Below are 26,954 nucleotides of genomic sequence, written 5' to 3' on the forward strand. Positions count from 1 at the left end.
GGGGGCACCCGGGGAGCCGGGCGCGCCGGGTACGCCGGGAGCGCCGTTGGGGCCGGGGGAACCGGGTGCGCCGGGCGCGCCGGGAGCGCCGTCGGAGCCGGGGGCACCCGGGGCACCAGGTGCACCGGGGGCACCGGGAGCTCCAGGCGCACCGGGTGCGCCGTTGGGGCCGGGGGCACCCGGGGAGCCGGGCGCGCCGGGTACGCCGGGAGCGCCGTTGGGGCCGGGGGAACCGGGTGCGCCGGGCGCGCCGGGAGCGCCGTCGGGGCCGGGGGCACCCGGAGCACCCGGGGCGCCGGGTACGCCGGAAGCGCCGTTGGGACCGGGCACACCAGGTGCACCCGGAGAGCCGGCCGGACCGGGTGCGCCGTTGGGGCCGGGCGCACCGGGCGAGCCGGCCGGACCGGCGGGCCCGCTCGGACCCGCAGGCCCGCTCGGTCCGGGCGGCCCGCTCGGTCCGGGCGGGCCGACGGTGCAGGCCGCCCTCGTGATGGTGTTGTCGTCCAGCGTGACGGCCCCGGTACGCGCCAGGGCACGGCCTTCGATCACCGAGGCGTGGTTCACGGTGATGGACGCCAGGGCGAGGATGTTGCCCTTGAAGAAGGAGCTCACGTCGATCGTGGCGGAGCTGCCCACCTGCCAGAACACATTGCAGGGCTGCGCCCCGTTGACCAGGCTGACGACGCTCGACGGGGCCGTGATCAGGGTGGAGGCGATCTGGAAGATGAAGACGGCGCTGGGATCGCCCAGGGCGTCGAGTGTGACGGTCCCGGTGAGGTTGAGCGAGGACGTGGCCTTGTAGACGCCGGGCGTCAGCGTCAGTCCGCCGATGTCGCCCGGCGAGGTCAGGCTGGCCGTGGGGGCCCGGCCCGCGGCGTCGTTGTAGGCGATGACCAGGTCGGACTGGGCCTGTGCGGCCTGGGCGTCGTTGACGTGCTGGACGCCGTTCACGATGCCGGGCGGAAAGCCCGTCACGCTGGTGCCCGGGCTGAGGCCCAGGTCCCCGTTGATCACGCTGGGACCGGTGTTGGTGACGGTCGTGGCGCCCAGGACCGCGTAGCTGGTGTCGGTACCCAGCGACACCGGCGCCGTGGCGGCGTGCGCGGGGCTCGCGACCAGACCGGCAGTCGCCAGCAACGTGAGTCCGGAGAGTAGGGCGAGCGCCTCCGCGAGGCGGGAGCGTCTGCGCCCGCTGTCGGGCGGGGCGGGCGGAATGGCATCGACTGCCATGGGACGGGACCCTTCTTGTCGTCGTTGAGCTCCGTCACCCGGAAAGAGGTGTTTCGGAGCGCCGGTGGTGAGTTCTGGTCGGCCCACAAGCCCTCGTACGTGCGCCGGGGCGCCACGGGCGTCACCCCGGGAGGGCCGCAGAGCGGCAGTCCGCCAGGGATGGTGATGCACCGTCACCAACTCAGTACACCGTGCAACAACAACATAAGAAGGAAAGAATAATAAGGATGCAAAAGGGTGACGCACTGGCGCCGTCGGAGTATCTTTCCCCCTGCCTCGGCGCGTCGTTTGTCTACGTACTCAACGTCGCGTACAGAGCCCCCGGTTTCAGCTCCGGTCGGCTCCTCCGGATCCGGCTACGCTCACGGAGTCCGACGTCGTTCCCGGTGGGGCCGGTGCACCCGAACGCCGTCGTAATCCTCCCCGGGGTGCCTTCCACGCCTTAGCAGTACCGTTTTTCCTCTTGGCCGCGTCCAGGGTGGTGAAATGACGTATCGCTCGGGGGATGGAGTCGTTGGCCCGCATATGAACGACCCAACGAATCGGCAGGGCGGGCTGCTCGCGCCGACCGAGGGCGACGCCGGCACCGTGGCCGAACGCTGCCGTCTCGCCGGCGGCCTGCTCCGAGTCACGCTCGGAGAGCTGCGCGAGGAACTCGGATACCGCAGACTCGGCAAGTACGTGCTGGACGAAGCGGCCGAGAGCCTCGCGGCGGAGGGGCTCGGCTGGTTCCCGGCCTGGCGGCTGTCGCCGAGGGAGAACGGTGAACCGCGCAAGGAGCACGAGGTGTGGGTGTTCCTCCGGGACGGCGGTCTGCGGTGCCAGGTCATCGACGCCATCCAGGCCCCCGACGGTTTCGACATCCCCACCGTCCTGAACGGCCTGCTCGCCGACCGCCCCCAGGACCTCTCCCCGGAGCGCAAGCTCGGCCTCATTCGCGAAATCCTCGGGCTCTGAGCCGCCGCGGCCCAGGAGGCCAGCAGGACCGGGCCCGGGGCGACCGCGGCGCCGCGGGCTCGGTCCGGCCGGTCAGCCGAGGGGCTGGGGGCCCGTCAGGCCGGCGACGCGGTCGGCGGTGAGGATGCCGAGGAGGTAGCCGTCGTCGTCGATCACCGGCCAGATCGCGAGGGACTTGATCTGCATGGCGAGCGCCGCGAGGCCGAGGGCCATGCCGGGCCAGGCGAACGGGCCCTGCTGGTGCGCGGTGTCGCGCAGCGCGGTCCGTTCGGCGTACCAGGCGCGGGTCAGGAACGGGTCCAGGCCGGTCCGGGTCACCAGGCCCTCGCAGCGGCCGTTGTGGTCGCGGACGAGCAGGTAGGCGACGTGGGCGCCGCGGAAGATCTCGTTGGCCCGGTCCACGGTGATGTCGTCGGCGATCTGGTACTCGAAGGGCTCCATCGCGTCCGCCACCGTGAGGCCGTGGCTCGCCGGCTGTGTGTAGTGGGTGGTCATGATGTCGACCCAACCCGCCTCCGGGCCGGCCTGCGGCCGTCCGGCGCTGTGCTGCACCCAGAACGAAGCCGGAACGGGGACCGGGATGCGGGATGCCCTGGATGTGGCCAAGGCTACTCCGGTCGGGCCCGGGCCGGCGGGGCCCGGAGTAGCCTTGGGAGGCAGCCGAGGACACGTCGTACACCGGTAGTCGCACCGGTGTCGCCCGAGGTCATGAGCGGTCCTCCGCGAGGGCCGGACGGGCGGCTCCTGATGATGCCGATCCCCCTTCCCATCTCCTCCTCTCCCGGGCCGTGGTCGGTGCCGGGCGTGCCCCTGCTCCCCCGCCTGGTGCTGGAGCCGACGTTCGCCCGCGACGGCGTGTTCGACGGTGCCTGGTGGCCGCGGACCCGTGACATCCGGGCCGAGCTGCCGGACCTGCTCACCGCGCTCGGCATCCATCTGGGCCGGATCGTCCGGGTGGGTCTCGACAGCGCCGGCTGGGGCGACATCCCCGACTCGGTCACCGTGGACGGCTTGGTGGTGCGGATCGGCTGGCCCGCCGCCGGCGGCGGGACGATCAGCCTCACCCGGGGCTTCCAGGACCAGTTCCTCCTCCTCGTGGTGCCGCCCGGCACGGACCCGCGCACGGCGGCCGCCGCGATGCGGGGTGCGGCCGCGGTGGGGAACCACACGCCGGCGGGCGAGCTGCTCACGGCGGCGGGCGGGTCCGGCGGGGCGCTCCGGGGCTGACGCCGCGGGGCGGTGGCCGCTGCCGGAGGACCCCAAAACGAACTTGACAGTGGTGTGTTGATCACACGAATGTTTGCTCCGCCGATCCGGCATTTCCGTGTGAATCCTGGGGGGAACCGTCGTGCGCAACGCACGCATTCCGGCTGCTGTCGTCCTCGTCCTGTCGATCACCGGGGCGATCACCTCGGTCACCACAGCCCACGCCGCCGCCACCGACCTGTACGTCGACAAGAATTCCGCCCTCTGCTCGGACACCGGCCCGGGTGCCGGCGCTCAGGGCACGCCCTTCTGCACGATCGCCGCCGCGACCGGCGTCGTGCAGCCCGGGCAGACCGTGCACATCTCGGGCGGCAACTACAACGAGGAGTTCCACCTCACCCGCTCCGGGACCCCGACGGCGCCGATCACCTTCGTCGGCACCCCCTACACCGAGGACCCGCAGGGCCGCGGGACGCAGCTCGGGTTCGCAGGGACGCTCCCCGACCACGCCGTCTCCCTCGCCGGGGTCCACGACGTGACGGTCCAGCACCTCTTCGGATGGTCGGGGAAGGAAGCCGTCCTGGTGACCGACTCCAGCCGGGTCACCCTCGACGACCTGGTGATCGCCAGCTCCGGCTGGTCGAGCACCGCCACCACCGTCTACCCGAGCGTGCGGATCACCGGCGCGAGCAGCGACGTCACCCTGAGTCGCAGCGACATCAGTGCCTCGCGCGGGGCGGCCGTCGAGGTCGGGGCCGGGGTGGACCACGCGGTGCTGACGACCAACTTCCTCACCGATAACGCCGGTGCCGGGGTGCTGATCACCGACGCGCAGCACGCGGTGGTCACCAGCAACACCGTCCGGGGCACCTGCGGGCCCCTGGTCGTGCTGGCCGGTGCCTCCACCGGTGCCACGATCGAGAACAACGTGCTGGACAGCGACGAGAACGGCTACCCCACCTTCGGCCGCTGCACCTCCGCCGGACACGAGGACCTCTCCGTCTCCGCGGGCTCGACCGCCGGGACCAGGGCGGACTACAACCTCGTCACCACGACGACGCGGACGCCGTACAGCTGGGCCGGCCAGGCGTACGGCACGGTCGCGCAGTTCCAGCAGGGCGCCGGCCAGGGCGCGCACGACCTCGCGGCCACCCGCGACGACCTGAAGAAGCCGAACTCCCCCGCCGTCGACTCGGCCGACGCCGGTGCGCCCGGCGAACTCGCCACCGACGTGCGCGGCCGGTCGCGGGCCGACAACCCGGCGGTCGCCAACACCGGGACGGGCGTGGGCTACTACGACCGCGGCGCGGTCGAGGCGCAGGACGCGCTGGCCGTGTCGCTGAGCGCGTCGCCGACCCCGCCGGCGGGGCAGCCGCTGACCGTCGTCCTCGACGGAGCCGTCGACTCCCCGTGGTCCCCCGCGACCGGCACGCTGGACTTCGGCGACGGCACCGCGCCGGTCAGCCCGGTCGCCTTTCCGGCCCGGCACGACTACGCCCCGGGCACCTACACCGCCACCCTGACGGCGACCGACGGCCTGGGCCTCACCAGGAGCACCTCGACCAAGGTCACGGTCGTCGCCCCCGGTCCGGTCCGGCCCTCCTTCACGCTGTCGCCCTACAACACGGGTGGCCTGGAGGTGCTGGCCGACGCCTCCGCGACGATCAGCCCGTGGCCGGTGGCCACCCACCGCTTCGACTTCGGGGACGGCACCGCGCCGGTGGTGGGGAACGCCGCCACCGCACGCCACTCCTACGCCAAGCCCGGGTCGTACACCGTCACCCAGACGGTGACGGACGACCACGGCCGCTCGGCGTCGATCACGCACCCGGTCTCGGTGAGTGTCCCGATCGCCGGCCGCTGGACGAGCGGTCAGCCCGCCACGGTGGCGTTCTTCCGCGCCGGTGCGCTGACCCGGCTGTCCGCCAACTCGGCGTCCGCCCAGGGCAGCAAGGTGTACCTCGGCCAGTCCGGTGACACCCCGCTCGCGGGCGACTGGGACGGCGTCGGCCACGACCAGGCCGGCATCTACCGGCCCGGTTCGAGCACCTTCGGCCTGCGGCACGAGGACGGCAGCGTGACGGCCGTGCCGATGGGCGACCCGGGGGACATCCCGGTGCCCGGACAGTGGGACGGCAACGGGCACGCGCAGCTGGCGGTCTACCGCCCGAGCACGGGGGCGTTCGTGGTCCGGCACGACGACGGCAGCTTCAGCAGCGTCGTCTTCGGTGACGTCGGCGACCTCCCCGTGGTGGGCGACTGGGACGGCGTCGGCCACACCCAGCCGGGCATCTTCCGCCCGGCGGCGAGCGGCGGCGGCGCCAACGTCTTCGCGCTGCGCCACGACGACGGCTCCGTCTCCACCGCCACCCACGGCGCGGCCGGTGACCTGCCGATCGTCGGCGACTGGAGCGCCACGGGCCGCACCACGTACGGCGTCTACCGGCCGTCCGAGGCCCGCTTCCTGCTCAGCCGCGCGTACGCCGGGCAGTCCGACGTCGACTTCGTCTACCCGACCCTGTAGGGGCGGACGCGGCACCCGGGTCACCGCCGGGCCCCGGTGCCGCGCCGTTCGCCTTCTCGTCGTACGCCTTCTCGCCGTTCGGCATCCGAGTCTCACTGGGGGATCACCCGTGCGCAGAGCACACCTTCCGGCCGCTGTTCTGCTGGCCCTGTCGATGGTCGGTGCGGTACCGGTCGTCGCAGCCGCCGAGGACCTGGCCCCGGCCGCTCCGGCCGACACCGTCACGCCGAGCGCCGCCCCGCCCGCCGCCGGGAGCGTCACCGGCACCACCTCCGAGGCCCCGAGCCCCGCCCCGACCGCCCCGACCGCCCCTGCGGCGCTGAGCGCGACCCCGGCCGCACCCGCCGCTGCGGACCCGCAGGAGCCCCTGTGGCTCAACCCGTTCATCGATCCCTCGGGGCCGATGCTGGTCTACGTCCAGTTCCGCGTGCCACTGCCCTACGACGTATCGCGGGGAACGGTGGACTTCGGCGACGGCAGCGGGCCGCAGTCGTTCTACGGGAACGGGTCCAGTCTGCTCCAGCACACCTACACCACGCCGGGCGTCTACACGGTCACCCTGACCGCGACCGACGGCGCCGGCTGGACGGCGACGACGACTGCGGCGGTGCGGCCCGGGCTTCTCACGGCCGATGTGATGGTGCGCAACAGGTTCGGCTTGTACGTCGAGGCGTGGGAGGGCAGGACCATCGACCCTGACCGGGCGACGACCACGTACTCCATCGACTTCGGCGACGGCACGCCGCTGGTGGACTACCGGCCTGGCCCGTTCTTCGCGCCGGCCGGTCACTACTACGCGAAGCGCGGAACCTACACTCTCACTCTGACCGCGACGGACGGTGCGGGCCGCACGTCGACGGCCCGGCGGGACATCAGCGTTCCCGCCGCGCAAGGCAGCGTCCCCGTGGCCGGGCGGTGGACGAGCGGGAGCTCCGCGCACGTCGGGAAGGTCTACCAGGGCAAGTGGACGCTGTACACGGTCAACTACGCACCCCCGATGAGTGCGACGCCGCAGATCGCCGCGACCTTCGGCGACCCCGGCGACACACCGATCACGGGCGACTGGGACGGCGTGCGGTACGAGCAGCTGGGCATCTTCCGACCGGCTTCGAGCACCTTCGCGCTGCGCCACGCGGACGGCAGTGTGACGGCCGTGCCGATGGGTGACCCGGGGGACATCCCGGTGCCCGGGCTCTGGGACGGCAACGGGCACGCGCAGCTGGCGGTCTACCGTCCGAGCACGGGCACGTTCGTGGTCCGGCACGATGACGGCAGCTACTCCAGTGCCGTCTTCGGCAGTCCCGGTGACCTCCCCGTGGTGGGCGACTGGGACGGCGCCGGGCACACCCAGCCGGGGATCTTCCGGCCGTCCGACGACCCGAAGCTCGCCAACGTCTTCGCGCTGCGCCACGACGACGGCACCGTCTCCACCGCCACCTACGGCGCGGCCGGCGATCTGCCGGTGGCCGGTGACTGGGCCGGGGCGGGCCGGAGCACCTTCGGCGTCTACCGGCCGGACAGCGAGGAGTTCGCGCTGAGCCGGGCGTACGTGGGCGACGTGGACCTCACCTTCCGTCCGCGGTGACCGCCTGAGCGGTGAGCGCCGCTCCGGGAGGCTCCGGCCTCCCCGGGCGGGCCCGCCGTGCGCGGGCCCGCCCGGACTTCGGTCGAGGGCACGCCGGACCCCTGTACCGGCGTGCCCTCGACCTGTTCGGGGAGCCCCGGCCGGGCGCTCCGGCTTTCGGGGCCGCGCCCGCGTGAAGCGCGTGCCGCCCCTCCGGGCCGGGCGTCACTCGTCGTGCTGGTCGGCGTCCTCCGGGTACCAGCGCAGCTCTACGGTGTTGCCGTCCGGGTCCTGCACGTAGACGGAGGTGGCGCTGCCGCGCGCGCCGTACCGGGGCACCGGGCCTTCGAGGACGGTGAACACGCCGGAGTCGATGACCTCCTGCCAGTCCAGCGGGTCGACGGTCAGGCAGATGTGGTCGACGTTGGACTCGCCGCGGTCACGGCCGACCAGGTCGATGATGGTCTCCGGGGTGACCCGCACCGAGGGGAACGAGACCCGGCCGGCCCGCCACTCGTCGACGCGGACCGGCGCCAGGCCGAGCAGACCCACGTAGAAGTCCAGCGAGCGCTCGACGTCCCGGACGTTGAGGACGAGGTGGTCGAAGGCCTTGACGCGGACGGCGCTCATGGCGGGCTCCCGGAGGTGGGCGGTGGTCGGGGTGACGTGTTCCATGGTCCGCCGGTCCGGGTGGGGGCATCAACGCACGTTTGATCTAGGATCGTTTAGTCAGTCTCAACGACGGGGGTCGGTGATGTGGGAGCGCCACGAGATCGAGGCCTTCCTGGCGCTCGCGCAGGAGCTCCACTTCGGTCGCACCGCCGAGCGCCTGGGCGTCACCACCGGGCGGATCAGCCAGGTGATCGGGAAGCTGGAACGCCGCATCGGCGCCCGGCTGTTCGAACGCACCAGCCGGACCGTCCGGCTCACCGCGATCGGCCAGCGGCTGGTCGAGGACCTGACGCCGCTGGTCGCCGGGATCGAGGAGTCCGTGCGCCGGGCCGTCGACGCCGGGCGCGGCGTGACCGGGGAGCTCCGGGTCGCCTTCCTCGGCGAGTGGACGGCGACGGTGCTGCTCAAGGCCGTGAAGGTGTTCGCCGGGCGCCACCCCGGCTGCCGGGTCGACGTCCGTGAGGTGCAGCTGTTCAACTCCCGGGCGAGTCTGCTGGACGGGTCCGTCGACCTCCTCATCGCCGCCTTCCCGTTCGACGGGATGGCCCGCGGACCGGCCCTGATCTCGGAGCGGCGGGTCCTGGCGGTGGCCGCCGGGCACCCGCTGGCCGGGGCCGGGTCGGTCTCGCTCGAAGTCCTCGCCGAGCACCCGGTGGTGCAGTACCCGGCGGTCACCTCGGTGGAGTTCAAGCGCGACCGGACCCCGGAGCACACCCCGGCCGGTCGGCCGGTGCCCAAGGGGCCGGTCGGCAACACCTTCTCCGAGATGCTCTCGCTGGTCGCGATGGGCCGGGGCGTCCTTCCGGTGGGGGAGCACTCCCGGCAGTACTACCCCCGCCCGGACGTCGCCTACGTGCCGATCCACGACGCGCCGCCGATCGAACGCGGGCTGGTCTGGGCGGAGAGCAACACCACCGAGCGGGTCCGGGAGTTCGTCCGCGCCGCGACGGAGGCCGCCGCGGAGGGCGTTGCGGGCACGGGAGCGGTGGGCTGACGGGCGGTCACGGAGCCCGTCGGGGGAAGATCTTCGGGGTCGGTGGCGTTCCCACCGGGGACGAAGGGGAGTGATGATGTCCGGACGGATCACGGCGATCGCGGTGCTGCGGGCGAAGGCGGGGCGCGAGGAGGAGATGCGGGCGCAGGCCCGGTCGATGGTCGCGCCGAGCCTGGCCGAGCCGGGCTGCCTTTCGTACCGGAACTACGTGGACCCGGACGACCCCCGGGCCTGGGTGGTGCTGGAGGAGTGGGAGTCCCGGGAGGCGTTCGAGTCGCACCTGGCCAGTGCGCACCTGGCCCGGTCGCTGGAGCGCACGGCGGAACTGCTGGACGGGCCGCCGGAGCTGCGGGTGCTGACCGGCGCCGAGTGAGCCATGGGCGGCCCACCGGCGCCGTGGCCCGGGGTCGGACGCCCTCGGGCCGGACGCCCGGGTCAGACGTCGTCGGGGCTGGTGAAGCCCGGCCCGGTGTAGCCGGGGCCGGTGAAGTCCGGGGTGCTGAAGGAGGCGGTGCGTGGCTCCCGCCCCTGCGGGTCGGTGAGCCCCTCGGCGCCGGGGCTGGTGAAACCCGGCCCGCTGTAGCCGGGGCTGCTGAAGTCCGGGCTGCTGAAGTCGGGGTGGGCGGCGTCCGGGCGGGCGGGCTCGCCGGCCGGCTCCGGTACGCCCGGTGGCGCGGTCGTGTGATCGGCGCGCAGGGTGGTGTGCAGGTAGGGCAGGAGCGCCTGCTCGCGCAACGCGCGCTGCCATTCGCGCCGGGCGTCGGCGATCCCGGCCGCGAGGTCCGGGTCGGCGCCGGGCGGGGTCGGTGCGCTGGAGCCGTCCCGCAGGGCGGTGAGGATCAACCCGATGATGCCCACGACCATCGCGACCACGCCGGCCGCCAGTGCCAGCCAGCCGGCCGTCAGCAGTGAACGGGCCAGCCCCAGCTCGGGGTCGGCGGCCCGCAGGGTGTAGCCGATCAGCAGCAGGACCAGCGCGGCGGCCCAGGCCAGGATCGGGGTGAGCACGGTGAGCACCGGGAAGAGGCCGGCGCCGCCGTTGGTGGAGCGCAGCTGGGTGAGCAGTCCGGGTGCGGTGGGTTCGCCGCCGTGGGTGGGCGGTGGCGTGTCGCGCAGGCTCTCGCGGAGCCGGACGTAGTGCGTGTACTCGGTGGCCGCCGCGGCCGCGACACCGTCGGCGGCGCGCAGGGCCTTGATGCGCAGCTGGTCGGCGGTGAGGGCGCCGGGCGTGCGCAGGGCGGTGAGGACGGTGCCGTCACGCAGTGCTTCGTCGAGGAGGCGCTCGTAGTCAGGGCGGTCCTCGGCGAGCAGGTGCGGGGCGTTGTTCATGGGGACCCCGTTCATGCCAACCCCGTTCGCTCCGCCGCGGTGCACGGAGACGGGTACGGAGACGGGCCGCCGCACGGGCGGCCGGGTGTGGTGTGCCCTCGATGGTAGGGGTGGTCACGGCCGTGCAGACAGTAGGTTTCCGGAATTTCGCGCCCCGGGCCGCGCGTGCGCTACGGCCCGGGCGCCGGGAACGGGTGTTCGCCCTGGGGTCGGTGGTGCGGGCGGACGCTCAGATCGGCAGCCGCGCGACCAGCAGACGCCCCTCCATCGTGACGCCGCCGTCCATGGCGACGGCGAGCTCGTCGGCGTAGACGTACGGGCCGGGGATGTGCGGCGGGGCGCCGTCGTCGGCGTGGACCGCGCCGGTGAGGTACGGGATGGGGCTGTGGCCGTGCACGATCCGCATGCCGCCGTAGGTGTCGAGCAGCTCGTGGGCGGCGGTCGGGCCGGCGTCGCCGCGGAAGGCGAAGCGCTTGGTGAACCGGCGGAAGCAGTCCCACCACTCGTCCACGCCCTCGTCGGCGAGCAGGCCGTGGACGGCGTCGTTGACCGCGGCGATGGAGTCGCCGTACTCCAGGTACGCGGTGGTGTCGGAGTGCAGCAGCAGGTGGCCCTCCTCCAGCGCCATCGCGGGCAGCCGGGAGAGCCAGCTGATGTGGTGCGCCTCCAGGCGGTCCAGGTCGTGCTGCTGGCCGCCGTTGAGCCGCCAGGCGGCCAGGAAGGAGGCCGTCCCCGCGGTGGACTGGACGGGCTCGTCGGCGTACCGGGCGGCGCCGAGGAAGAGCAGTTCGTGATTGCCCATCAGGGCCCGGCAGTAGCCGCCGGCGGCGGCGGCCTCGGCGGCGAGCTGCATGACCAGGTCGATGACGCCGATGCCGTCGGGGCCGCGGTCGGTGAAGTCGCCGAGGAACCAGATCCGGGAGCGGCCGGCTGCCCAGTGGCCGTCGGCGTCGATCAGGCCCTGGTGGCGGAGCTCGGTGAGCAGTTCGTCGAGGTAGCCGTGCACGTCGCCGACCACGTAGAGCGGGCCGGGCGGCTCGTTGGGGGCGGGCGCCGGGTACGGGTGGTAGGGCAGCTCGGGGAGCGGCGGGCCGAGCTCGATGGTCGGCGGGTCGTCGCTCTGGTGCACGGGCGAGGGCCGGTCGGTCAGGGTCGGCTCGTACCCGCCGTGCTCGGGCTGCGCGGCCTGCGGGTGACCGGTGGCCTGCGGGTGACCGGCGGCCGGCCAGTGCTGTTCGAGGTACCGGGCGCCGCCGTAGCCGCTGTACGTCTCCGACTCGTACGCCGCCTCGGTGTACCCGGCGGGCTCCGGTTCGTAGTAGGTGCCGAAGGGCAGCACGTCGAGGTCCGGCTGGTGGCGGGGGCCTGAGTCGGGGTGTTCAGGCCCGGGGAAGCGGTCCTCGGGTGTCATTCGCCCATCATAGGAAGACCACTCTCCCGGCGTCGTCACCTGGTGGGTATCCAATCCTCCGGAGCGTCAGCCGGGCGGTCCGTCAGGTCCGTTTTGTCCCGGCTAGGCATGGTCTAGACCGCAAGGAGAGCCCGCTTCGGGCCCTCGGCGGGCCTCGGTGGTCCGCGAACGGCCCTCGGCGGTCCGCAGGCGGGCCGCCGTCGGTCCGGGCCGCCGTCGGGCCCGCCACCGGTCCGGGCCGTCGCACCGGTACGACGGCCCGGCGGGCCCTACACCTCGCCCGGCGGGCGCGGCGGGCTGACGGTGGTGCGCGGGCTCCGCCGTTGGGAGGACGCGCGGACGATCAGCTCGGTGGGCATCAGGGTGCCGGGCGGCGGTCCCGTCCCGGCGGTGCGGAAGCGGGGCGGGAAGAGCCGGGCGATGTCGACGCCCGTCCCGGAGTCCACCCCCTCGATGGCGTCGATGAGCAGGTTGACCACCGTCGTCCCGATCCGCCGGGGCTTGAGCGAGAGCGTGGTGATCGGCGGCTCGGTGGTCGCGTACACGTCGCTCTCGCTGCAGCAGACCAGCAGCAGGTCGTCCGGCACCCGCAGGCCGTACCGGCGGGCGGCGGCGAGCAGGTCGGTGCCGTTCGGGTCGAAGAGGCCGTAGACGGCGTCGGGCCGGTCGGGGCGGGCCAGCAGCCGGTCGGCGGCGACGGCCCCGGCGGCCGGGTCGTGCGCCGGGTAGGTCTCGTACACCGGCTCCTGGCCGACCTTGGCGCACCAGCCGAGGTAGGCCTCGGTGGAGAGCCGGGTGTAGGTGTCGGTGCTGGTGCCGGTGAGCAGGCCGATCCGGCGGGCGCCGGCCTCGGAGAGGTGGTCGAGGATGCCGAGCACGGCGGCCTCGTGGTCGTTGTCGACCCAGGCGGTGACCGGGCAGTTGCCCGGCTTGCCGTCGCTGACCACCGGGACGCCGGACCGGTACAGCTCGCTGACCAGGGGGTCCTGGTCGGGCGGGTCGATCACCACGGTGCCGTCCAGGGCGATGTTGCCCCAGACGTCGTGCCGGGAGGAGGCGGGCAGTACCACCAGGGCGTAGCCGCGGCCGAGGGCGGCGCTGGTGGCGGCGCGGGCCATCTCGGCGAAGTAGGCGAACTCGGTGAAGGTGAAAGGTTCTTCGCCGTAGGTGGTGACGGTCAGTCCGATCAGGCCGGAGCGTCCGGTGCGCAGGGTGCGGGCGGCGGCCGAGGGGCGGTAGCCGAGGCGCTCGGCGACCTCGCGCACCCGGCTTCTGGTCTCGTCGGGCAGGCGGCCCTTACCGTTGAGCGCGTCGGAGACGGTGGTGATCGACACTCCTGCGGCTGCTGCCACATCCCGGATGCCGGCCCGCTCCAGACGCCGCGAGGTGGTGGGTCGCCGACCGCTCTGGTTGGCTGCTGCTGTCATGGCGGACCGATCGTATGGCTCCTGACAAGGGTCTGTGACCGGCGCATCGGGGGTCCTTGGAGATACGTTTCTCCAAGAGTGAGCCCGTGTGCGCCCCTTCGATACCCGCACGAAACCAGCCGTCTTACCTCTGACATGTGCCAAAGGAACCCTGCAGAATGGCTGATCTGCACCAGTAACCCGACCGGGCATCTCACTCCTACGGGTGAGCCGCTGTCGGTATCGTTCAGGGCACCCGACCGGGGTGGTCCGGTGCGTTGCGAGGTCCCGGGGTCGGCGGCGATCCCGTCCGACGCGGGAATGGACGCACCAGCGGGCCCGACGCAGTGGGCCCGACGGAGAGAGAAGGAGAAGGACCGTGAGCGGAACGGCAGCGCAGGGGCCTCGGCTGAGGTCGAGCCTGGACGGCATCCCCACCTACAAGCCCGGCAAGCCGGCCGGCGCCGACGCCTACAAGCTGTCCTCCAACGAGAACCCGTACGAGCCGCTGCCCGGCGTGCTCGAAGCGGCGGTCGCGGCGGCCGGCTCGCTCAACCGGTACCCGGACATGGCGGTCACCGAGCTGACCGCCGAGCTGGCCCGGCGCTTCGACGTCCCGGCCGAGCACATCGCCACCGGCACCGGCTCGGTCGGCGTCGCCCAGTCGCTGATCCTCGCCACCGCCGGCCCGGGCGACGAGGTGATCTTCGCCTGGCGCTCCTTCGAGGCCTACCCGATCATCACCCAGGTCGCCGGCGCGACGCCGGTCCCGGTGCCGCTCACCGCGGGCGGGGACCACGACCTGGACGCGATGCTGGCCGCGATCACCGGGCAGACCCGGCTGATCTTCGTCTGCAACCCCAACAACCCGACCGGCAACGTGATCCACCGCGCCGAGCTGGAGCGCTTCCTGGACGCGGTGCCGGCCGACGTCCTGGTGGTCGTCGACGAGGCGTACATCGAGTTCATCCGCGACGCCGAGGTCCCCAACGGCATCGACCTCTACCGCGACCGCCCGAACGTCTGCGTGCTGCGGACCTTCTCCAAGGCGTACGGCCTGGCGGGCCTGCGGGTCGGCTTCGCGATCGCGCACGAGCCGGTGGCGAACGCGCTGCGCAAGACGGCGGTGCCGTTCGGCGTCACCCAGGTCGCCCAGAACGCGGCCGTCGCCTCGCTGCGGGCCGAGGAGGCCCTGATGGTCCGGGTCGACGCGCTGGTCGAGGAGCGCACCCGGGTGGTGGCCGGGCTGCGCGCCCAGGGCTGGGAGATCCCGGACTCGCAGGCCAACTTCGTCTGGCTGGCGCTCGGCGAGCGCTCCCAGGAGTTCGCGGCCGCCTGTGCCGCGGCCGGCGTGATAGTCCGCCCCTTCCCGGAGGGCGTCCGGATCTCGATCGGCGAGGTCGAGGGCAACTCGATCTTCCTCACGGTGGCCGAGGCCTTCCGCAAGACGATCGACGGCTGATCGTCGGCTGATCACGGCTGATCGAGGGCTGACCGGCCCGGACGGCTTCACCCGGGCACCTCGCCCGGACGGCTTCCGCAGGGGCGCACCGCTGAGCGGTGCGCCCCTGCGTCGTCAGGTCCGGATGCCGTCAGGTCCGGATGTCGTCATGATCAGGTTGCAGGTGATGCTCCGGGGGCTGCAGGGGCTGTCGAGTCGCTAATGTGTGCGAGCGTCAGTCCCGGGGGGTCGTCCGACCGCCCTGCACAACGGGGGAACCACCATGTCTTCTCGCCACATCCTGCTGGCCGTGGCGGCCGCTGCGGCCGCCGTCACCCTGACCGCCTGCGGCCCGGGCGACCCCGAGCCGGTCGCGACCGGCGCCGCGCCCACCTCGGGCACCACCGCCGCGCCCGTGCCCACCGGCACGGCGACCCCGACCGCCACGCCCACCGGCGGCGGCTGCCTCCCGCCCGGCATCCCGTCCAACCACCGGATGGTGAACCTGTCCAAGGCGGCCACCGCGACGACCGTCTACGCCAAGGACACCAGCTACCCCTGCGGCACCCCCACGAGCCAGTGGATCGACGCGGGCGAGGAGAAGGCCTACGCCTTCGCGGACGGGGCGACCGCCGAGCTGAGCGACCTGAGCAACATGCTGCACGCCGTGCCGCTCGCCCGGTTCGCGGCGCACAGCGACTTCTGCATCAACCACACGTCGGCCGCCGACACCGACCCCTGCTACGACCGGCACACCGTCGAGATCGTGCTGGACCCGGCCGGCAGGATCACCAAGATCGTCGAGGTGGGGCGCGTGAAGCAGGTCGTGACGCCGTAGGCGTTCCGGCCCCGTGCGGCCGGGCAACGGCGGACGGAGTGGGAAGTCGGCCGGTCCGACTTCCCACTCCGTCGCGGTGCGGCGGGGATCACCCGCGCCGCAGGAAGAGCGCCGAGGTCAGGGCGGCGAGCAGCACCAGCGCGGTGTTGACGGCGATCGCCCAGCCCACCCCGGCGAGCACGGTGCTGCCCGCGGCGGCCGCGGTGGCGACCGCGCTCATCACCGGGGTGCCCAGGGTGATGCCGACCTGCTGGGTCATGGTCGCCACACCGGTGGCCAGCCCCTGCTCCTCGTCCGGCAGGCCCGAGGTGGCCGTCACCATGAAGCCGACGATCGCCAGCATGTTGCCCACCCCGCCGACGAAGGTCGCCGCCAGCAGCAGGCCCAGCCAGGCCCGGTCCGCGCCGAGCAGGACCAGGGAGGCGGTCGCGGCGGCCTGCACCAGGAAGCCGGCGAGCAGTGCGCCCCGGCTGCCGAGCCGGCCGATCAGCCGCGGTGCGACCACCCCGCCGAGGACGGTGCCCGCGCCGAGCACCCCGAAGGCGAGACCGGTGGCCAGGGCGGAGAAGCCCAGCACCCGCTGGAGGTAGAGGGTCAGCAGGAAGACCAGCGAGGTCTCGGTGGCGAAGGCCAGCAGCCCGGCCGTGTTCCCCCAGACCACCGTGCGCCGCCGCAGCACCCGCACCGGCACCAGCGGCGAGGCGGCGCGGCGCTCCACGAACCAGAACGCCACCAGCAGCGCCGCGCCCAGCCCCAGCGCCCCGAGCGCGAGCGGGTCGCCCCAGCCGTGCTCACCGGCCGCCGTCAGGCCGTAGACCAGGGAGAGCAGGCCACCGGTGACGGTGACCGCTCCCGGCAGGTCCATCCGCACCTTTCCGGCCGGTCGGCTCTCGGCGATCAGCCGGGGCGCGACCAGCAGCACGGCCAGGGCGACCGGCACGTTGACGAAGAAGGCCCAGCGCCAGCTCAGCAGGTCGGTGAGCAGTCCGCCGAGCACCGCACCCGAGGTGAAGCCGGCCGACATCAGCGCGCCGTTCAGGCCCAGTGCCCGGTCGCGCAGCGGGCCCTCGGGGAAGGCCGTGGTGAGCAGCGCCAGCCCGGCCGGGGTCACCGCGGCGGTGGCCAGGCCCTGGGCGACCCGGGCGGCCAGCAGCAGCTCCGGGGAGGTGGCCAGCCCGCCGACCAGTGAGGAGACGGCGAGCACGGCCAGTCCGAGCAGGAACACCCGGCGCCGCCCGAAGAGGTCGGCGACCCTTCCGAACAGCAGGGTGAAGCCGGCCGCGGACAGGGCGAAGGCGGTGGCGATCCACTGCAGGCTGCCGAGCCCGAAGCCGAGGCCCTGGCCGATCACCGGCAGGGCGACGTTCAGGATCGAGAAGTCCACGGCCAGCATGAACTGGGCGGCCAGCAGGACGACCAGGACGAGCCGCTGCCGGCCGGTCATGCCGGTGGTGGTCTGGGGGACTGGTGGTGCTTCGGACAGGGTGGCGGTCATCGCTGCGCTGCCTCTCGACTCGGCGGGGTCTGCGGGTACGGCAACAGCCTGTGCGGCCGCGCCGGTGGTACCCAGACCCCCGCCGAGGGTGGCACTGACAGGGACAGGCTCCGGGCCGCCCGGCGGTGTTCACTGGTCGGTATGGAGAATCCAGCAGAGCTGAGCGAGTTCCTGCGCACCCGTCGCGCCCGGCTGCAGCCCCAGGACGTCGGCCTGACGGCGTACGGCACCCGGCGCCGGGTGCCCGGCCTGCGCCGCGAGGAACTGGCGCAGCTGGCGGGCGTCAGCATCACCTACTACACGCGGCTGGAGCAGGGGCAGAGCCGCAACGTCTCCGACGAGGTGCTGGACGCCATCGCGCGGGCCCTGCGGCTGGACGGCGACGAGCACGCCCACCTGCGCAACCTGGCCCGCCCGGACCGGTCGGGCCGCTCGGGCCGCTCGGCGAGGGGGCGGGCGGCCGAGGGCTTCGAACGGACCCGTCCGGCCGTCCGCCAGTTGATCGGGGCGATGGCGGACGTCCCTGCGGTGGCGGTGGGGCGGCGCAACGAAGTCCTGGCCTGGAACCCGCTCGGCCACGCCCTGCTGGCCGGACACCTCGACCTGGCCGCGCCCGACCGGCCGGCGGACCGCCCGAACCTGAGCCGGCTGCTCTTCCTCGACCCGCGCACCCGGGAGCTCTACCCGCACTGGGAGACCGAGGCGCGGGCCCAGGTGGCCTTCCTGCGGCTGGCCGCCGGGCGACACCAGGAGGACAAGCAACTGGCCGAGCTGATAGGCGAGCTGTCGATGAAGAGTGTGGAGTTCGCGGCGCTCTGGTCGCGCCACCCGGTGCACGACTGCCTGTTCGGCAGCAAGGAGCTCCGGCACCCGGTGGTCGGCGGACTGACGCTGGACTTCGAGGCGCTGCCGCTGCCGGAGGCGTCCGGCCACCGGATGCTGCTCTTCAGTGCGGCGCCCGGCTCGTCCGCGGAGGCCGGGCTGCGACTGCTGGCGGCCAGCGCCGCGATGGCGCCGGCCGCGGACCTGGGCCTCCCGAGCTCGGCGCCTACCGCTTGACGATCCGGTCCAGGACGGCGGCGACGCGGTCCTTGACCACCGGTCCGTGCGGGAGGGCCTGCGGCGCCGCCTCGCTGTTCGGTGCTCGCACACCCCGGTCCGCGAGGACGTAGAGCAGGCGCAGCGTGCGCAGGCAGTTGCTGAGGTGGGCGGGCACCGGGGTGCTGATGCGGTCGGCTCCGAAGCGGTCGACGATCGGGTCCAGCCAGCCGGTCGCGTCGGCTTCGTTCAGGTCGGCCCGGGTCAGCACCCGGGCGATCGCCCGCGCCAGCCGGTCGTCCTCCAGCTGGTCGAACACGTGGTCGGTGGGCGCCGTCAGCCGTGCGGCGGCGAGGTGCAGCATCCGGGCCGGATCCACCTCGGGGTGGCGGCCGAACCGGTCCAGCAGGTCCGCGCCGTGCGCGACGGCGTGCAGCCAGCCGAGCTTCTCGTCATGGCCGCGAAGGTCCTGCTCCGCCGGGTACCACTGCTCGAACGCGTCCACCCAGCCGGCGTTGAAGTCCCCCTTCTCGACGAGCATGTCGAGCACGAGGGGGGCGAAGGTGCGGGCCTGGATCTCCGGGTCGAGGAAGCGGGCGGCCATCTCGTCCCCCAGCGCCAGCCGCCGGGGCTCGTCGATCACCCCGCGCTCGATCCAGGCCGCGAGGACGGCGTAGGGCGCGCCGTCCCGGACGTCCGGGTCGGGATCCGCGAGGGCCGCCGAGAGTTCTCGGACCAGCTCCTCCAGGGGGCGGTCGGTGGGTACGGCACAGTCGTCGGCTTCGATCCTGCTCCAGTCGGTCACGGCAGGCAGGATAGGGCCGAACCGGCTTGTCGCACCTGGAATTTCCGCGCGGCGGCCGGGCGGTCAGCTTCGACGCGGCACGGTGAAGTAGGGATGCGCCGAGGATCCCCAGGTGCCGAGCGAGAACGCCAGCACGGTGCCGTACCGGGCGCGTGCCGCCGCGACGGTCGTCGGCATCTGCGGAACCACCGAGCAGCGTGCGTAGATGTCGCCGGACCGGGGCGGAGGGCACGGTCGAGGTTCCTCGACCAGATTCACCAGCGGTGCATCCGGCCGGTCCCAGGTGATCTCTAGCCCCTTGGCCCTGAGGTCCGGCCCGGGCATCAGCCTCCCGTCGGGGTCGCGGCCCTGGGAGCGGTGGTACGCCAGCGCGTAGCGAACGGTTCCGGTCGCGTGAGGATGATCCGGCTCACCCTCGCGCTGCGGCCCCCAGGTCGCGATGCCGGCCGCACGGATCCTGGGCAGCACGTCGGCCAGGTCACCCCGGACACCGAAGTACGCGACGGCCTCCATGCTGCAGATCAGTGTGTTCATCGGCCGGCCCTCGAAGGGCCCCGTGTTCGGCCGGTAGCAGTGGTCGCTGAACCGGGTGAGGACGTGTTCGAGCCCCTCGACCTCGGCCAGCCGGGCGATCAGGGAGTGGATCTTCTCCTCCTCCTCGGCCCGGCGCGACCGCGCCTGCTCCGACGTGGCCAGGGCCCTCAGCTTCTTCTCCGACGGCCGGCGCTTCTGCAGCCCGCCCAGACCGATGAAGGCGAACGCGAAGAGCAGTCCGAACCCCTTCGCGAGCCACGTGCCCACCCGATTCCGCGAGTCCACCAGGACCCCCCTCCGGCTCGTCCGCTCGGACTTCCACGCTCCGCGAGGCGCGCCGCAGGCGCATGAGTACGCGTACTCAGATTGCCGATCGGAGGGCGTCGGACAGTGCGGGCCGCCTCGGCGGTCGCGGCGGCGGGCCCTCGCCGGGGCGGCGAGGGCCCGGGTGCCGCGTGCGGGTTCAGCCGGGTATGCGGTGTCGGCCGGGGGTGGTGTTTCGGTGGGGCTGTCGGGTTTCGGGGCCGTAGTGGCCGGCCTGGCGGGCGATCCAGGCGTATTCGTGGGTGCCGTCGGGGAGTTGGCGCAGTTCCCAGCGGCCGTGGCGGGTGATGGGTGGGGGTGGGGGCTGCTGGTCGTCGTTGATCTTGAGGGCGGTGATGACGCCGAGGGCGACGGTGGTGAGGGCGAGCGCGAGGAGGGTGAGGAGGGCGGCGCCGATGAGGAAGTCGGCGGTGCCGGTTCTCATCGGCGGATTCCGAGGACGCGGTGGCCGAGGTGGGCGGCGAGGGCGTGGAGGAGTTCGTGGGCCTGGTCGCGGGTGAGGGGGAGGGCGAGCTGTTCGCCGGGGCCGGTGTGGATGTCGAGGTCGACGGCGAGGCGGAGCTGGACGGTGGCGTCGGGGGTGTGTTCGACGGCGAGGTAGGCGACGGTGGTGCGCTCGGTGTGGATCGCTTCGGTGATGAGGGGGATCAGGACTCCCACGGCTCGTTCCTATCGGTGTCGCGCAGCAGGTTGAGGAGGTTGAGGAGGGTGGCGAGGGGGGCGTTGCCGAAGTCGACGAGGATGCGGCCGTCGACGGTGCTGTGGTGGGTGGTGGCGGAGCCCCACTGGATGCCGAACCTGGCGCCTCGGGTGTGGAGTTCGCCGAGGAGGGTGGTGATCTGGGTGTGGGTGTAGTCGCGCATGCGGGGGTCGTCGGGCGCGATCGGGGTGCGGTTGATGGTCACGCGGCGGCGTCCAGCTCGAACCAGACGGTCTTGCCGCCGCGCTTGCGGGGGTCGGTGCCGAAGCGGTGGGTGAGGGAGCGGACGAGGTGCAGGCCCCGGCCGGAGAGCTCGTAGGGGTCGGCGCTCTGACGCGGCTCGGGCAGGACGGGGCTGTCGTCGGCGACGGAGACGCGCAGGGTGCGGCCGGCGTGGAGGACGACCACGACGGTGGGGGCGGGGGTGGCGCCGTGGCGCCAGGCGTTGATGTACAGCTCGCACAGGGCGAGTTCGGCGTCGTGGATGAGGTCGTCCGGCCAGGCGGCGAGGGCGAGGGCGTCCCGCAGCTCCTCGCGGGCGGCGGACCAGTCGGGCGGTTCGGGCAGCGTGAAGGCACACATGAGGGACCTCCGGAAAGAGGATGCAGTGGGGTTTCACCGGCGGATACGTCGCCGTGAGCCAAGCCAGAACGGGACTGGTTGAGGTCGCGCATGGCCGCTCTTCGGTGCCAGGGCAGCAGGCGCCTACTGCCCTGGAAACAGGCGTTACTGACGATCCATCGGATCGATGTGAGAGTGACGATACAACATTGGTATCCCGTGGGATCCTAGATCTGGATAGATTTCACCCACGAGTGCTAGCCATCGTCAGGTGGACCCGCGCGAGAGCAGCGCGGCAGACTTGGGACACTTTGGGCAAGGAAGGAAGCAATGCCGCCACGACCCAACCCCACCCTTCGTCAACGTCGCATTGGCGCCGAGCTGCGCAAGATGCGCGAGGCCGCAGGGCTTTCGACGCCGAACCTGAGCCGGGCCCTGGGGATCGACAGAACCCAGGTCAGCCAGATGGAGTCGGGCAGAATCGGCCTGAGTCCCGAGCGGCTGCAATCCTTCGCTGCCGCATGTAAGTGCATGAACCTGAGCTTGCTTGAGGCCCTGGAGGCGCTGGTTCAGGACCGATCAAAGGGCTGGTGGGAGGAGTACCGAGGGACCATCCCCGATGGCTTCCTTGAGAATGCCGAGCTTGAGAAGAGCTCTCGCGAACTCATGATGTGGGTGCTTACGCACATCCCGGGTCCGTGTCAGACAATCGGCTACGCTGCAGCGGTCTTCGGGCGGCTGGTTCCCCAACTGCCGCGCCACGAGCTGGAGGCGCGTACGGCCTTCAGGATGCACCGGAAGACGGATCTCCGCAGGGACCAGAAGCCGCTGACCGCCTTCGTGTACGAGTCGGCCCTCTGGACGAGGTGGGGCGGCACTCAAGTCCTCAAAGAGCAGCTCGGGTCGCTCCTTGAGGACTCCGAGCAGACATGGACGAGCATCCGCGTCGTGCCATTCGATGTCGAAACGTTCCCAGGTGCGGTCGAGAACCTCACCTATGCATTCGGCTCTGTGTCAGAGCTGGACACCATCGAACTGGAATCTTCGCGAGGGCCCATCTTCCTTGATGCTGTAAGCGAGCTGACGAGCTATCGCTCGATCTTCGAGCGGACCGAAGCATCAGCCCTGAGCGAGGCCAAGTCCCGCGACTTGATTCACAAGATCGCACGAGAGCTGTGAGAGGTTGCACATGACCAACACCGAGTGGCAGAAGTCTTCCTTCAGTGGATCCGGTGGCGACTGCGTCGAGGTGCGTACTGTCGGCGACCTGGTCGAACTTCGCGAGTCCGACTCCGGCGACGTCATCGTCCGCACCACCCCGACCAAGTTCGCCGCGTTCCTCCAGGGCGTCAAGGCGGGCGAGTTCGACCACTTCACTGCGTGATCTGACACATATGACACTTCACTACCTTGGGAGCCTCGATGTTCAACACCGAGTGGCAGAAGTCTTCCTTCAGTGGATCCGGTGGCGACTGCGTCGAGGTACGCACCGTCGACGGGTTGGTCGAACTTCGCGAGTCCGACGACAGCGGCGTCATCATCCGCACCACCCCGACCAAGTTCGCGGCGTTCCTCCAGGGCGTCAAGGCCGGCGAGTTCGACCACCTCACCGGCCCCACCGCATGACCCGGCGGCCCTCGCTCAGCTGAGCGAGGGCCGCCATCGTTCGTTCATCTCGTTCAGATCGGCAGGTTCCAGCCCGGGCCGTCCTCGCTTCCGATCCACACCCGCTGCCCTGCGCCCGAAACGGTGATCCCGAAACCTTCTTGGTGCGGCTCGCCGGCCTTCTGCCACGCCTCGACGGCCTGCTCGACCTGGTCCCAGAGCCGCAGCGGGCCGCGCTGGGTCACCGTCCAGCCGCCACCCGGCTCTGGCGTCGTCCGGGCATGCGAACCCGTAGCCACGTCCACGAGGATCTGCTGCCCGCCCGCCCCCATCCGCTCCGCCGACGGCGCAGCCAGCTGGGCGACCCAGCTCCCCGTCCATGTGCCGATGATCGCGGGGTCGATCCGGCTCGCCCGCTCGTCCCCGGGCAGCAGGGTGAGGCCCGGTCGGGGCGGGCGGTCGCGCGGTCGGGCGATCATGAAGCTGGTGTACCCGGGCAGGAAGTGGCCGGTCGCGCGCCCCGGGCCGGTGACCGTCAGCAGCGCGAGACCGGACGCGTAGCTCCAGCCGGAGAGCGTGACCAGGATCCGGCCGCCCGGCTTCACCTGGTGCAGCCAGGGCGTCGGAACGTAGCGGACCGAACAGGTCGTGATCAGTCGGTCGTACTCGCCACCGTCGGGGTCTCCCCGCAGGCCGTCCCCGTTGATCAGCTGAGGCGCGTAGCCGGCCTCCTTGAGCGCGATCGCGGCGGCCTCGGCGACCACCGGGTCGTACTCGACGCTCGTCAGGTTGGCGTCCCCGAGCCGGTGGGCGCCCAGGGCCGTCGAGTACCCGGTCCCGGTGCCGATCTCCAGCACGCGGTGGCCCGCCGCGGTGCCGAGTTGCTGCCACATCCGCAGCACCAGCGACGGCAGGGTCGACGAGGAGGTCGGGGAGCCGGCGGCCGTCTCCCCGTCGACATCGCGCGGTCGGGTCGTGCCGTCGAGCTGGGTGATCAGCGTCCGGTCGGCGTAGACCCCCTCCAGCCAGCCCTGTTCACCCTGCCGCACCGATCGGTAGACGGTCGGGACACTGTCCGGGACCGGCTCGAAGTACGAACCGACGAACATCTCACGCGGGACGGCTTCCGCCGCCCTGCACCACGTCGGATCGGCCAGCGTGCCCTCTGCCGCGAGCCTGCCGACCAGGGCGGCACGGAGTTCTGCGGACGGACTCATGTGTCGGAACCTCTCTGCAACTGGTCGGCGATGGCCCGGGTGATCGCGTCGGTGGTCTCCGGCGGCTGCCATGCCCACTGTCCGTTGGGGTTGCACTCAAGGAAGTACCACGCGCCGGCCGCCGTCACGGCGAAGTCGAACGCGCTGTAGACCAGCCGGAGTTCACCGAGGTAGGCCATGACAGCCCGCGCGACCTCCTCGGGTACGGCGACCGTTGCCGCCTCCATGAGGTCCTGCCGATGGCGCCAGTCCAAGTCCGGACTGTCGATCCGGATGGCGAACATTCGCTCGCCGACGACCGTCAGCCGCACGTCGAACGCCTTGTCCACCTTGGCCTGGAACAAGTGCGGGCAGACCTCCACTCCGGCCGTCAACTCACCGGCCCGCACCTCCCGTACCCACACCTGGTGCGGTTCACCGTCCACCTCGTACGCGGTGTTCCACAGGGGCTTGTAGACCACCCCGTTGTCCTGACCGCTCGCGAACTCCTGTGCGGCACGCAGCTCGTTGGTGATCAGGGTGTCCGGCAGCCTGAATCCGTGGCGCCGCGCGGCCGCGAGTTGCACCGGCTTGTACTCGGCCGCCCGGTTGGCCCACGGATGGTTGACGTAGTGCGCCCCGGGGAGTGAGGCGAGCATTCCTCCGGCTCCCCACAGGGACTGGGCGGCCGCGAACCGCCGTTCCTGCGCGTCCAGTTCGGAAGGCCCCTCGTACGGGGAGGCCCTGCGCACCCAGACCGACCGCACCCGTAGGAGGTCCAGCACCCGGCTCGGCGTCCGCAGGGTGCCGTGCTGACCGCCCGTGCTGTGCAGGGCGGTCAGCGAAGAACCCGCATGGAGATCGACGCCGGGATCGAGCCGGACCGTGGGGACGCCACGCTCGGCCAGGACACGCAGCACCACATCCGCCGTCACATCACGGGAGTTGGTCAACACCAGCACCGACCGGCGGTCGTCGGCCATCAGCCGGAGCTCTGATCCTGGTCGAAGGACTCCGTGGAGTCGGCGTCGGTCGCCCCACCCGGCCCCGACCCGTCACCGGGGCTCGTCGTGGTGGGCGTCAGCCCGCTGGTACTGGTGCCGTGGCCCCCCAACTCGACCGTGCGGCCGGCCTCGTCCACGATCACGGCGATCTGCGTCTCCGGATCGATCACCGGCGTGAACGCCGGGATCGCGACGGCTTCCGCGAACGGCTGCATCCTGGTCGTGCCCCATGGCGGTACGGGCGTCTGCCTCATCTGCCTGCCTCCTTGTCGTTGTGACCGGGCTGCTCGGGCCACCAAGATAAGGTCACCGCACGCGCAATAGCACGAGGAATGCACGTCATTGCATAACTCGGCTACACGGACCGCCGGAACTCATCGGACCATTGCGCGAGCAAGGATCTGGCCGCATCACCCTCGACCGCGTTGACACGAAAGAAATCAAAGAGGGATCGATAGTGCTCAATGTCCCTGGGATCCCGGAGCACAAGCCTTCCGGTGAAGAGCTCGATGGTCACCAGCTTGGCGCCGTAAAGCGTGAACGTGTGGAACGGGGCATCCGCCACCTGGGCCGACAACGGCACGATGCCGATCGTGACGTTCGGCAGCTGGGACAGCGATACGAGGCGGTCAAGCTGCGTCGCCATGACCAAGGGTTCGCACAACCGCCAGCGAACAGCCGACTCGGTCATCAGAAAGTCGAAACGCTTGCCCTGGTCGTACAGAACAGCCTGCCGTTCGAGCTTGAGCGCAATGGCCTGAGAGACATCCCCGTCGGCGGAGTGGACGGGGGGACTCATCGCCGTACGCATGTACTCGGGCGTCTGAAGGAGCCCGGTCAGCATCGCCGGCAGGAAGTACCGGATGTGAGCGGCGCCGGCCTCAAGGGCGGCGAGCTCGCGCTGCCGCAGGTGCAGGCCGCGCCGCACCGACGCCCTGACATCCTCGTACTCGGCGTTCGCCACGCTGGCCAGTGCCAACAGCTCCCGCGCCAAGTCTTCATCGACACCCAGCCCGTTGAGTATCTGCCGCACGTCGACGACCGACGGCAGGGCCTTCCCGTTCTCGATCCGGGAGATCTTGCTCTGGCTCATGCCGCACCGAACGGCCAGGCGTTCCCCGGACAGGCCGGAGGCGCGCCGGAGATCCTTGAGTGCTGCCGCAAGGTCTCGGCGCTGCTCTCCGGCCCTACCGGGATCATGGGTCAATCTGCGCTGTACTCCGCGAAGGGAACCGAAAGCTCGACGGCCAGATCCCGCCAGTGCCGGTACAGATCGAGGTCCGGGTTCTTCAGAAGCTCCCGGCCGATCTGCGTGCCGTCAGGCCTGTACCTCATGTCGACGACTGTCGAGCCGTCGAACATCCAGAAATCCTGATCAGGGAGACCGGGGTTCTCCTTCCCGGTCAGATCAAGAATCCTGACGTCCTCCCCGGCCTCGACGTTGTAGGCGTACGCGGCGAACTCGTACCGCAGGTAATCGGACAATGGCCGAGTGAGCACATGCACCCGGCCGATCCGGCGGCCCGTGGCCCGGTAGTTCCGCACCCGGGTCAGCCACCTGTCATCGGCGTCGATGTGCAGTTCACCGGTGGCCAGGAACTCCTGGTACTCCTCTTCCTCGCCCGGCATGGCGTAGTGACTCCGGACTTCCAGCCGGAACGCCTCCTGCTCGAACGAGTCGAAGAACGCGCGCCAGGCATCACCAGCCAAGAGCATGGAACGCCTCCCGCAGAACAGCCTCCGGGATCTCCACCACGGCCTCGCCGTCCGGGGTCGGCCGATCCACCGTGAAGCCCTGCACGGCGATGCTCCCCCGGTCGGTCGTGTAGACGGTCGGGCAGTCGTCCTCCCGGCAGTCCGGGTCACCGCCGGCGATCCTCGTGAGCTCCATGGCTCTCCCTCCACACACGCCGCGGACTTGTGGTCAGGACCCTAGGGAGGAGTTTTCGGCGGAGCAAGCATCATGCACGTTCCCGCATAGACCCGCATCGCCGACGCCATCGACCCACCGGCATGACCCGGCGGGGCGCCGGGCCGTTTGTGGGGGGGGGCGGCGGGGTTTTTTATCCTGGAATAATGGGGATATAAAACCCCGCCCGGGCGCCCGGCGATACAAACCC

General features: G+C 71.8%; 31 protein-coding genes. 12 read left to right on the forward strand and 19 right to left on the reverse strand.

Features of this window, described 5'->3' with window-relative positions:
- Positions 1 to 1,230: ice-binding family protein (locus tag ACFVYI_RS16860; protein WP_387885940.1), on the reverse strand; the 1,230-nt coding region annotated here is incomplete at its 3' end.
- Between the two features lie 525 nt (positions 1,231 to 1,755).
- Between ACFVYI_RS16860 and ACFVYI_RS16865 the strand changes: the two genes are divergently transcribed.
- On the forward strand, positions 1,756 to 2,187 hold the full coding sequence (locus tag ACFVYI_RS16865; protein WP_387885942.1) for a hypothetical protein: 432 nt from the start codon (positions 1,756 to 1,758) through the stop codon (positions 2,185 to 2,187).
- Between the two features lie 72 nt (positions 2,188 to 2,259).
- Here ACFVYI_RS16865 and ACFVYI_RS16870 read toward each other — a convergent pair whose 3' ends face one another.
- The gene (locus ACFVYI_RS16870; RefSeq protein ID WP_387885944.1) at positions 2,260 to 2,682 is read right to left on the reverse strand and encodes a CBS domain-containing protein; all 423 of its coding nucleotides are present in this window, start codon (positions 2,680 to 2,682) and stop codon (positions 2,260 to 2,262) included.
- Between the two features lie 309 nt (positions 2,683 to 2,991).
- Between ACFVYI_RS16870 and ACFVYI_RS16875 the strand changes: the two genes are divergently transcribed.
- The 3 genes from ACFVYI_RS16875 to ACFVYI_RS16885 all read left to right on the forward strand — a co-directional run bounded on the left by ACFVYI_RS16875 (position 2,992) and on the right by ACFVYI_RS16885 (position 7,502).
- Positions 2,992 to 3,414, forward strand: a complete 423-nt coding sequence (locus tag ACFVYI_RS16875) for a DUF5994 family protein (protein WP_387885947.1) — start codon at positions 2,992 to 2,994, stop codon at positions 3,412 to 3,414.
- A gap of 121 nt (positions 3,415 to 3,535) precedes the next feature.
- Positions 3,536 to 5,917 carry a PKD domain-containing protein gene (locus ACFVYI_RS16880; protein WP_387885949.1) on the forward strand — a complete coding sequence of 794 codons (2,382 nt, stop codon included), beginning with the start codon at positions 3,536 to 3,538 and terminating at the stop codon, positions 5,915 to 5,917.
- Positions 5,918 to 6,026: 109 nt separating this feature from the next.
- Positions 6,027 to 7,502, forward strand: coding sequence for a PKD domain-containing protein (locus ACFVYI_RS16885; protein WP_387885951.1), 1,476 nt, complete (start codon positions 6,027 to 6,029; stop codon positions 7,500 to 7,502).
- A 204-nt stretch (positions 7,503 to 7,706) separates the two neighbouring features.
- Here ACFVYI_RS16885 and ACFVYI_RS16890 read toward each other — a convergent pair whose 3' ends face one another.
- Positions 7,707 to 8,111: a VOC family protein gene (locus ACFVYI_RS16890; protein WP_387886018.1), complete on the reverse strand. Its 405-nt coding sequence runs from the start codon at positions 8,109 to 8,111 to the stop codon at positions 7,707 to 7,709.
- Positions 8,112 to 8,235: 124 nt separating this feature from the next.
- Between ACFVYI_RS16890 and ACFVYI_RS16895 the strand changes: the two genes are divergently transcribed.
- Entirely contained in the window at positions 8,236 to 9,147 is a 912-nt protein-coding gene (locus tag ACFVYI_RS16895; protein ID WP_387885954.1) for a LysR family transcriptional regulator, read from the forward strand.
- Between the two features lie 76 nt (positions 9,148 to 9,223).
- Positions 9,224 to 9,520 carry a putative quinol monooxygenase gene (locus ACFVYI_RS16900; RefSeq protein ID WP_387885956.1) on the forward strand — a complete coding sequence of 99 codons (297 nt, stop codon included), beginning with the start codon at positions 9,224 to 9,226 and terminating at the stop codon, positions 9,518 to 9,520.
- A gap of 62 nt (positions 9,521 to 9,582) precedes the next feature.
- Here ACFVYI_RS16900 and ACFVYI_RS16905 read toward each other — a convergent pair whose 3' ends face one another.
- The 3 genes from ACFVYI_RS16905 to ACFVYI_RS16915 all read right to left on the reverse strand — a co-directional run bounded on the left by ACFVYI_RS16905 (position 9,583) and on the right by ACFVYI_RS16915 (position 13,314).
- The gene (locus ACFVYI_RS16905) at positions 9,583 to 10,491 is read right to left on the reverse strand and encodes a hypothetical protein (RefSeq protein WP_387885958.1); all 909 of its coding nucleotides are present in this window, start codon (positions 10,489 to 10,491) and stop codon (positions 9,583 to 9,585) included.
- A gap of 214 nt (positions 10,492 to 10,705) precedes the next feature.
- Positions 10,706 to 11,887, reverse strand: coding sequence for a metallophosphoesterase (locus ACFVYI_RS16910; RefSeq protein ID WP_387885959.1), 1,182 nt, complete (start codon positions 11,885 to 11,887; stop codon positions 10,706 to 10,708).
- Between the two features lie 269 nt (positions 11,888 to 12,156).
- A complete protein-coding gene (locus ACFVYI_RS16915; protein WP_078879728.1) occupies positions 12,157 to 13,314 on the reverse strand; it encodes a LacI family DNA-binding transcriptional regulator in 1,158 nt (385 codons plus the stop codon).
- A 358-nt stretch (positions 13,315 to 13,672) separates the two neighbouring features.
- Between ACFVYI_RS16915 and hisC the strand changes: the two genes are divergently transcribed.
- Both hisC and ACFVYI_RS16925 read left to right on the forward strand, forming a co-directional pair.
- Positions 13,673 to 14,755, forward strand: coding sequence for a histidinol-phosphate transaminase (hisC, locus tag ACFVYI_RS16920; protein ID WP_387885962.1), 1,083 nt, complete (start codon positions 13,673 to 13,675; stop codon positions 14,753 to 14,755).
- Positions 14,756 to 15,017: 262 nt separating this feature from the next.
- Positions 15,018 to 15,572 carry a hypothetical protein gene (locus tag ACFVYI_RS16925; protein ID WP_387885965.1) on the forward strand — a complete coding sequence of 185 codons (555 nt, stop codon included), beginning with the start codon at positions 15,018 to 15,020 and terminating at the stop codon, positions 15,570 to 15,572.
- 88 nt (positions 15,573 to 15,660) lie between these two features.
- Here the strand turns inward: ACFVYI_RS16925 and ACFVYI_RS16930 are convergent, their stop codons facing one another.
- Complete coding sequence (locus ACFVYI_RS16930; RefSeq protein WP_387885968.1) at positions 15,661 to 17,067, reverse strand: MFS transporter; 1,407 nt, start codon at positions 17,065 to 17,067, stop codon at positions 15,661 to 15,663.
- Between the two features lie 141 nt (positions 17,068 to 17,208).
- Here ACFVYI_RS16930 and ACFVYI_RS16935 point away from each other — a divergent pair, with 141 nt between their 5' ends.
- Positions 17,209 to 18,126 carry a helix-turn-helix domain-containing protein gene (locus ACFVYI_RS16935; protein ID WP_387885971.1) on the forward strand — a complete coding sequence of 306 codons (918 nt, stop codon included), beginning with the start codon at positions 17,209 to 17,211 and terminating at the stop codon, positions 18,124 to 18,126.
- Here ACFVYI_RS16935 and ACFVYI_RS16940 read toward each other — a convergent pair.
- The 6 genes from ACFVYI_RS16940 to ACFVYI_RS16965 form a co-directional block, all read right to left on the reverse strand.
- Complete coding sequence (locus tag ACFVYI_RS16940) at positions 18,116 to 18,910, reverse strand: DUF2785 domain-containing protein (RefSeq protein ID WP_387885973.1); 795 nt, start codon at positions 18,908 to 18,910, stop codon at positions 18,116 to 18,118. The two genes, ACFVYI_RS16935 and ACFVYI_RS16940, sit on opposite strands and share 11 nt — an antisense overlap.
- A 63-nt stretch (positions 18,911 to 18,973) precedes the next feature.
- Positions 18,974 to 19,729 carry a hypothetical protein gene (locus ACFVYI_RS16945; RefSeq protein ID WP_387885976.1) on the reverse strand — a complete coding sequence of 252 codons (756 nt, stop codon included), beginning with the start codon at positions 19,727 to 19,729 and terminating at the stop codon, positions 18,974 to 18,976.
- Between the two features lie 178 nt (positions 19,730 to 19,907).
- Positions 19,908 to 20,192: a hypothetical protein gene (locus ACFVYI_RS16950; RefSeq protein ID WP_387885978.1), complete on the reverse strand. Its 285-nt coding sequence runs from the start codon at positions 20,190 to 20,192 to the stop codon at positions 19,908 to 19,910.
- Positions 20,189 to 20,428, reverse strand: a complete 240-nt coding sequence (locus ACFVYI_RS16955) for a hypothetical protein (RefSeq protein ID WP_387883085.1) — start codon at positions 20,426 to 20,428, stop codon at positions 20,189 to 20,191. The genes ACFVYI_RS16950 and ACFVYI_RS16955 overlap by 4 nt, the downstream gene beginning before the upstream one ends.
- Positions 20,416 to 20,673 (reverse strand): hypothetical protein, encoded by a 258-nt coding sequence (locus ACFVYI_RS16960; RefSeq protein ID WP_387885980.1) that lies wholly within the window; start codon positions 20,671 to 20,673, stop codon positions 20,416 to 20,418. The genes ACFVYI_RS16955 and ACFVYI_RS16960 overlap by 13 nt, the downstream gene beginning before the upstream one ends.
- Entirely contained in the window at positions 20,670 to 21,050 is a 381-nt protein-coding gene (locus ACFVYI_RS16965) for an ATP-binding protein (protein WP_387885983.1), read from the reverse strand. The genes ACFVYI_RS16960 and ACFVYI_RS16965 overlap by 4 nt, the downstream gene beginning before the upstream one ends.
- A 309-nt stretch (positions 21,051 to 21,359) precedes the next feature.
- On the opposite strand from ACFVYI_RS16965, the gene ACFVYI_RS16970 reads away from it, so the two are divergent.
- From ACFVYI_RS16970 to ACFVYI_RS16980, 3 genes are read left to right on the forward strand one after another with little or no spacing between them, the layout of a single operon-like run.
- Positions 21,360 to 22,208: a helix-turn-helix domain-containing protein gene (locus ACFVYI_RS16970; protein WP_387885985.1), complete on the forward strand. Its 849-nt coding sequence runs from the start codon at positions 21,360 to 21,362 to the stop codon at positions 22,206 to 22,208.
- A gap of 10 nt (positions 22,209 to 22,218) precedes the next feature.
- Positions 22,219 to 22,413 carry a DUF397 domain-containing protein gene (locus ACFVYI_RS16975; protein WP_387885987.1) on the forward strand — a complete coding sequence of 65 codons (195 nt, stop codon included), beginning with the start codon at positions 22,219 to 22,221 and terminating at the stop codon, positions 22,411 to 22,413.
- A gap of 38 nt (positions 22,414 to 22,451) precedes the next feature.
- Positions 22,452 to 22,655, forward strand: a complete 204-nt coding sequence (locus tag ACFVYI_RS16980) for a DUF397 domain-containing protein (RefSeq protein WP_387885989.1) — start codon at positions 22,452 to 22,454, stop codon at positions 22,653 to 22,655.
- Between the two features lie 53 nt (positions 22,656 to 22,708).
- Here ACFVYI_RS16980 and tgmC read toward each other — a convergent pair whose 3' ends face one another.
- The 6 genes from tgmC to ACFVYI_RS17010 form a co-directional block, all read right to left on the reverse strand.
- Positions 22,709 to 23,851, reverse strand: a complete 1,143-nt coding sequence (tgmC, locus tag ACFVYI_RS16985) for an ATP-grasp peptide maturase system methyltransferase (RefSeq protein WP_387885991.1) — start codon at positions 23,849 to 23,851, stop codon at positions 22,709 to 22,711.
- Positions 23,848 to 24,813 (reverse strand): ATP-grasp ribosomal peptide maturase, encoded by a 966-nt coding sequence (gene tgmB, locus ACFVYI_RS16990; protein WP_387885993.1) that lies wholly within the window; start codon positions 24,811 to 24,813, stop codon positions 23,848 to 23,850. The genes tgmC and tgmB overlap by 4 nt, the downstream gene beginning before the upstream one ends.
- A complete protein-coding gene (gene tgmA, locus ACFVYI_RS16995; RefSeq protein ID WP_387885995.1) occupies positions 24,813 to 25,088 on the reverse strand; it encodes a putative ATP-grasp-modified RiPP in 276 nt (91 codons plus the stop codon). Before tgmA ends, tgmB begins: the two co-directional genes overlap by 1 nt.
- Positions 25,089 to 25,189: 101 nt before the next feature.
- Positions 25,190 to 26,041, reverse strand: coding sequence for a helix-turn-helix domain-containing protein (locus ACFVYI_RS17000; RefSeq protein ID WP_387885998.1), 852 nt, complete (start codon positions 26,039 to 26,041; stop codon positions 25,190 to 25,192).
- Entirely contained in the window at positions 26,038 to 26,550 is a 513-nt protein-coding gene (locus ACFVYI_RS17005; protein ID WP_387886000.1) for a DUF6879 family protein, read from the reverse strand. The genes ACFVYI_RS17000 and ACFVYI_RS17005 overlap by 4 nt, the downstream gene beginning before the upstream one ends.
- Positions 26,534 to 26,725 (reverse strand): hypothetical protein, encoded by a 192-nt coding sequence (locus ACFVYI_RS17010; RefSeq protein ID WP_387886003.1) that lies wholly within the window; start codon positions 26,723 to 26,725, stop codon positions 26,534 to 26,536. The genes ACFVYI_RS17005 and ACFVYI_RS17010 overlap by 17 nt, the downstream gene beginning before the upstream one ends.
- Between the last annotated feature and the right edge of the window lie 229 nt (positions 26,726 to 26,954).

The sequence above is a fragment of the Kitasatospora sp. NPDC058218 genome, assembly GCF_042882445.1.
Classification (GTDB): Bacteria; Actinomycetota; Actinomycetes; order Streptomycetales; family Streptomycetaceae; genus Kitasatospora.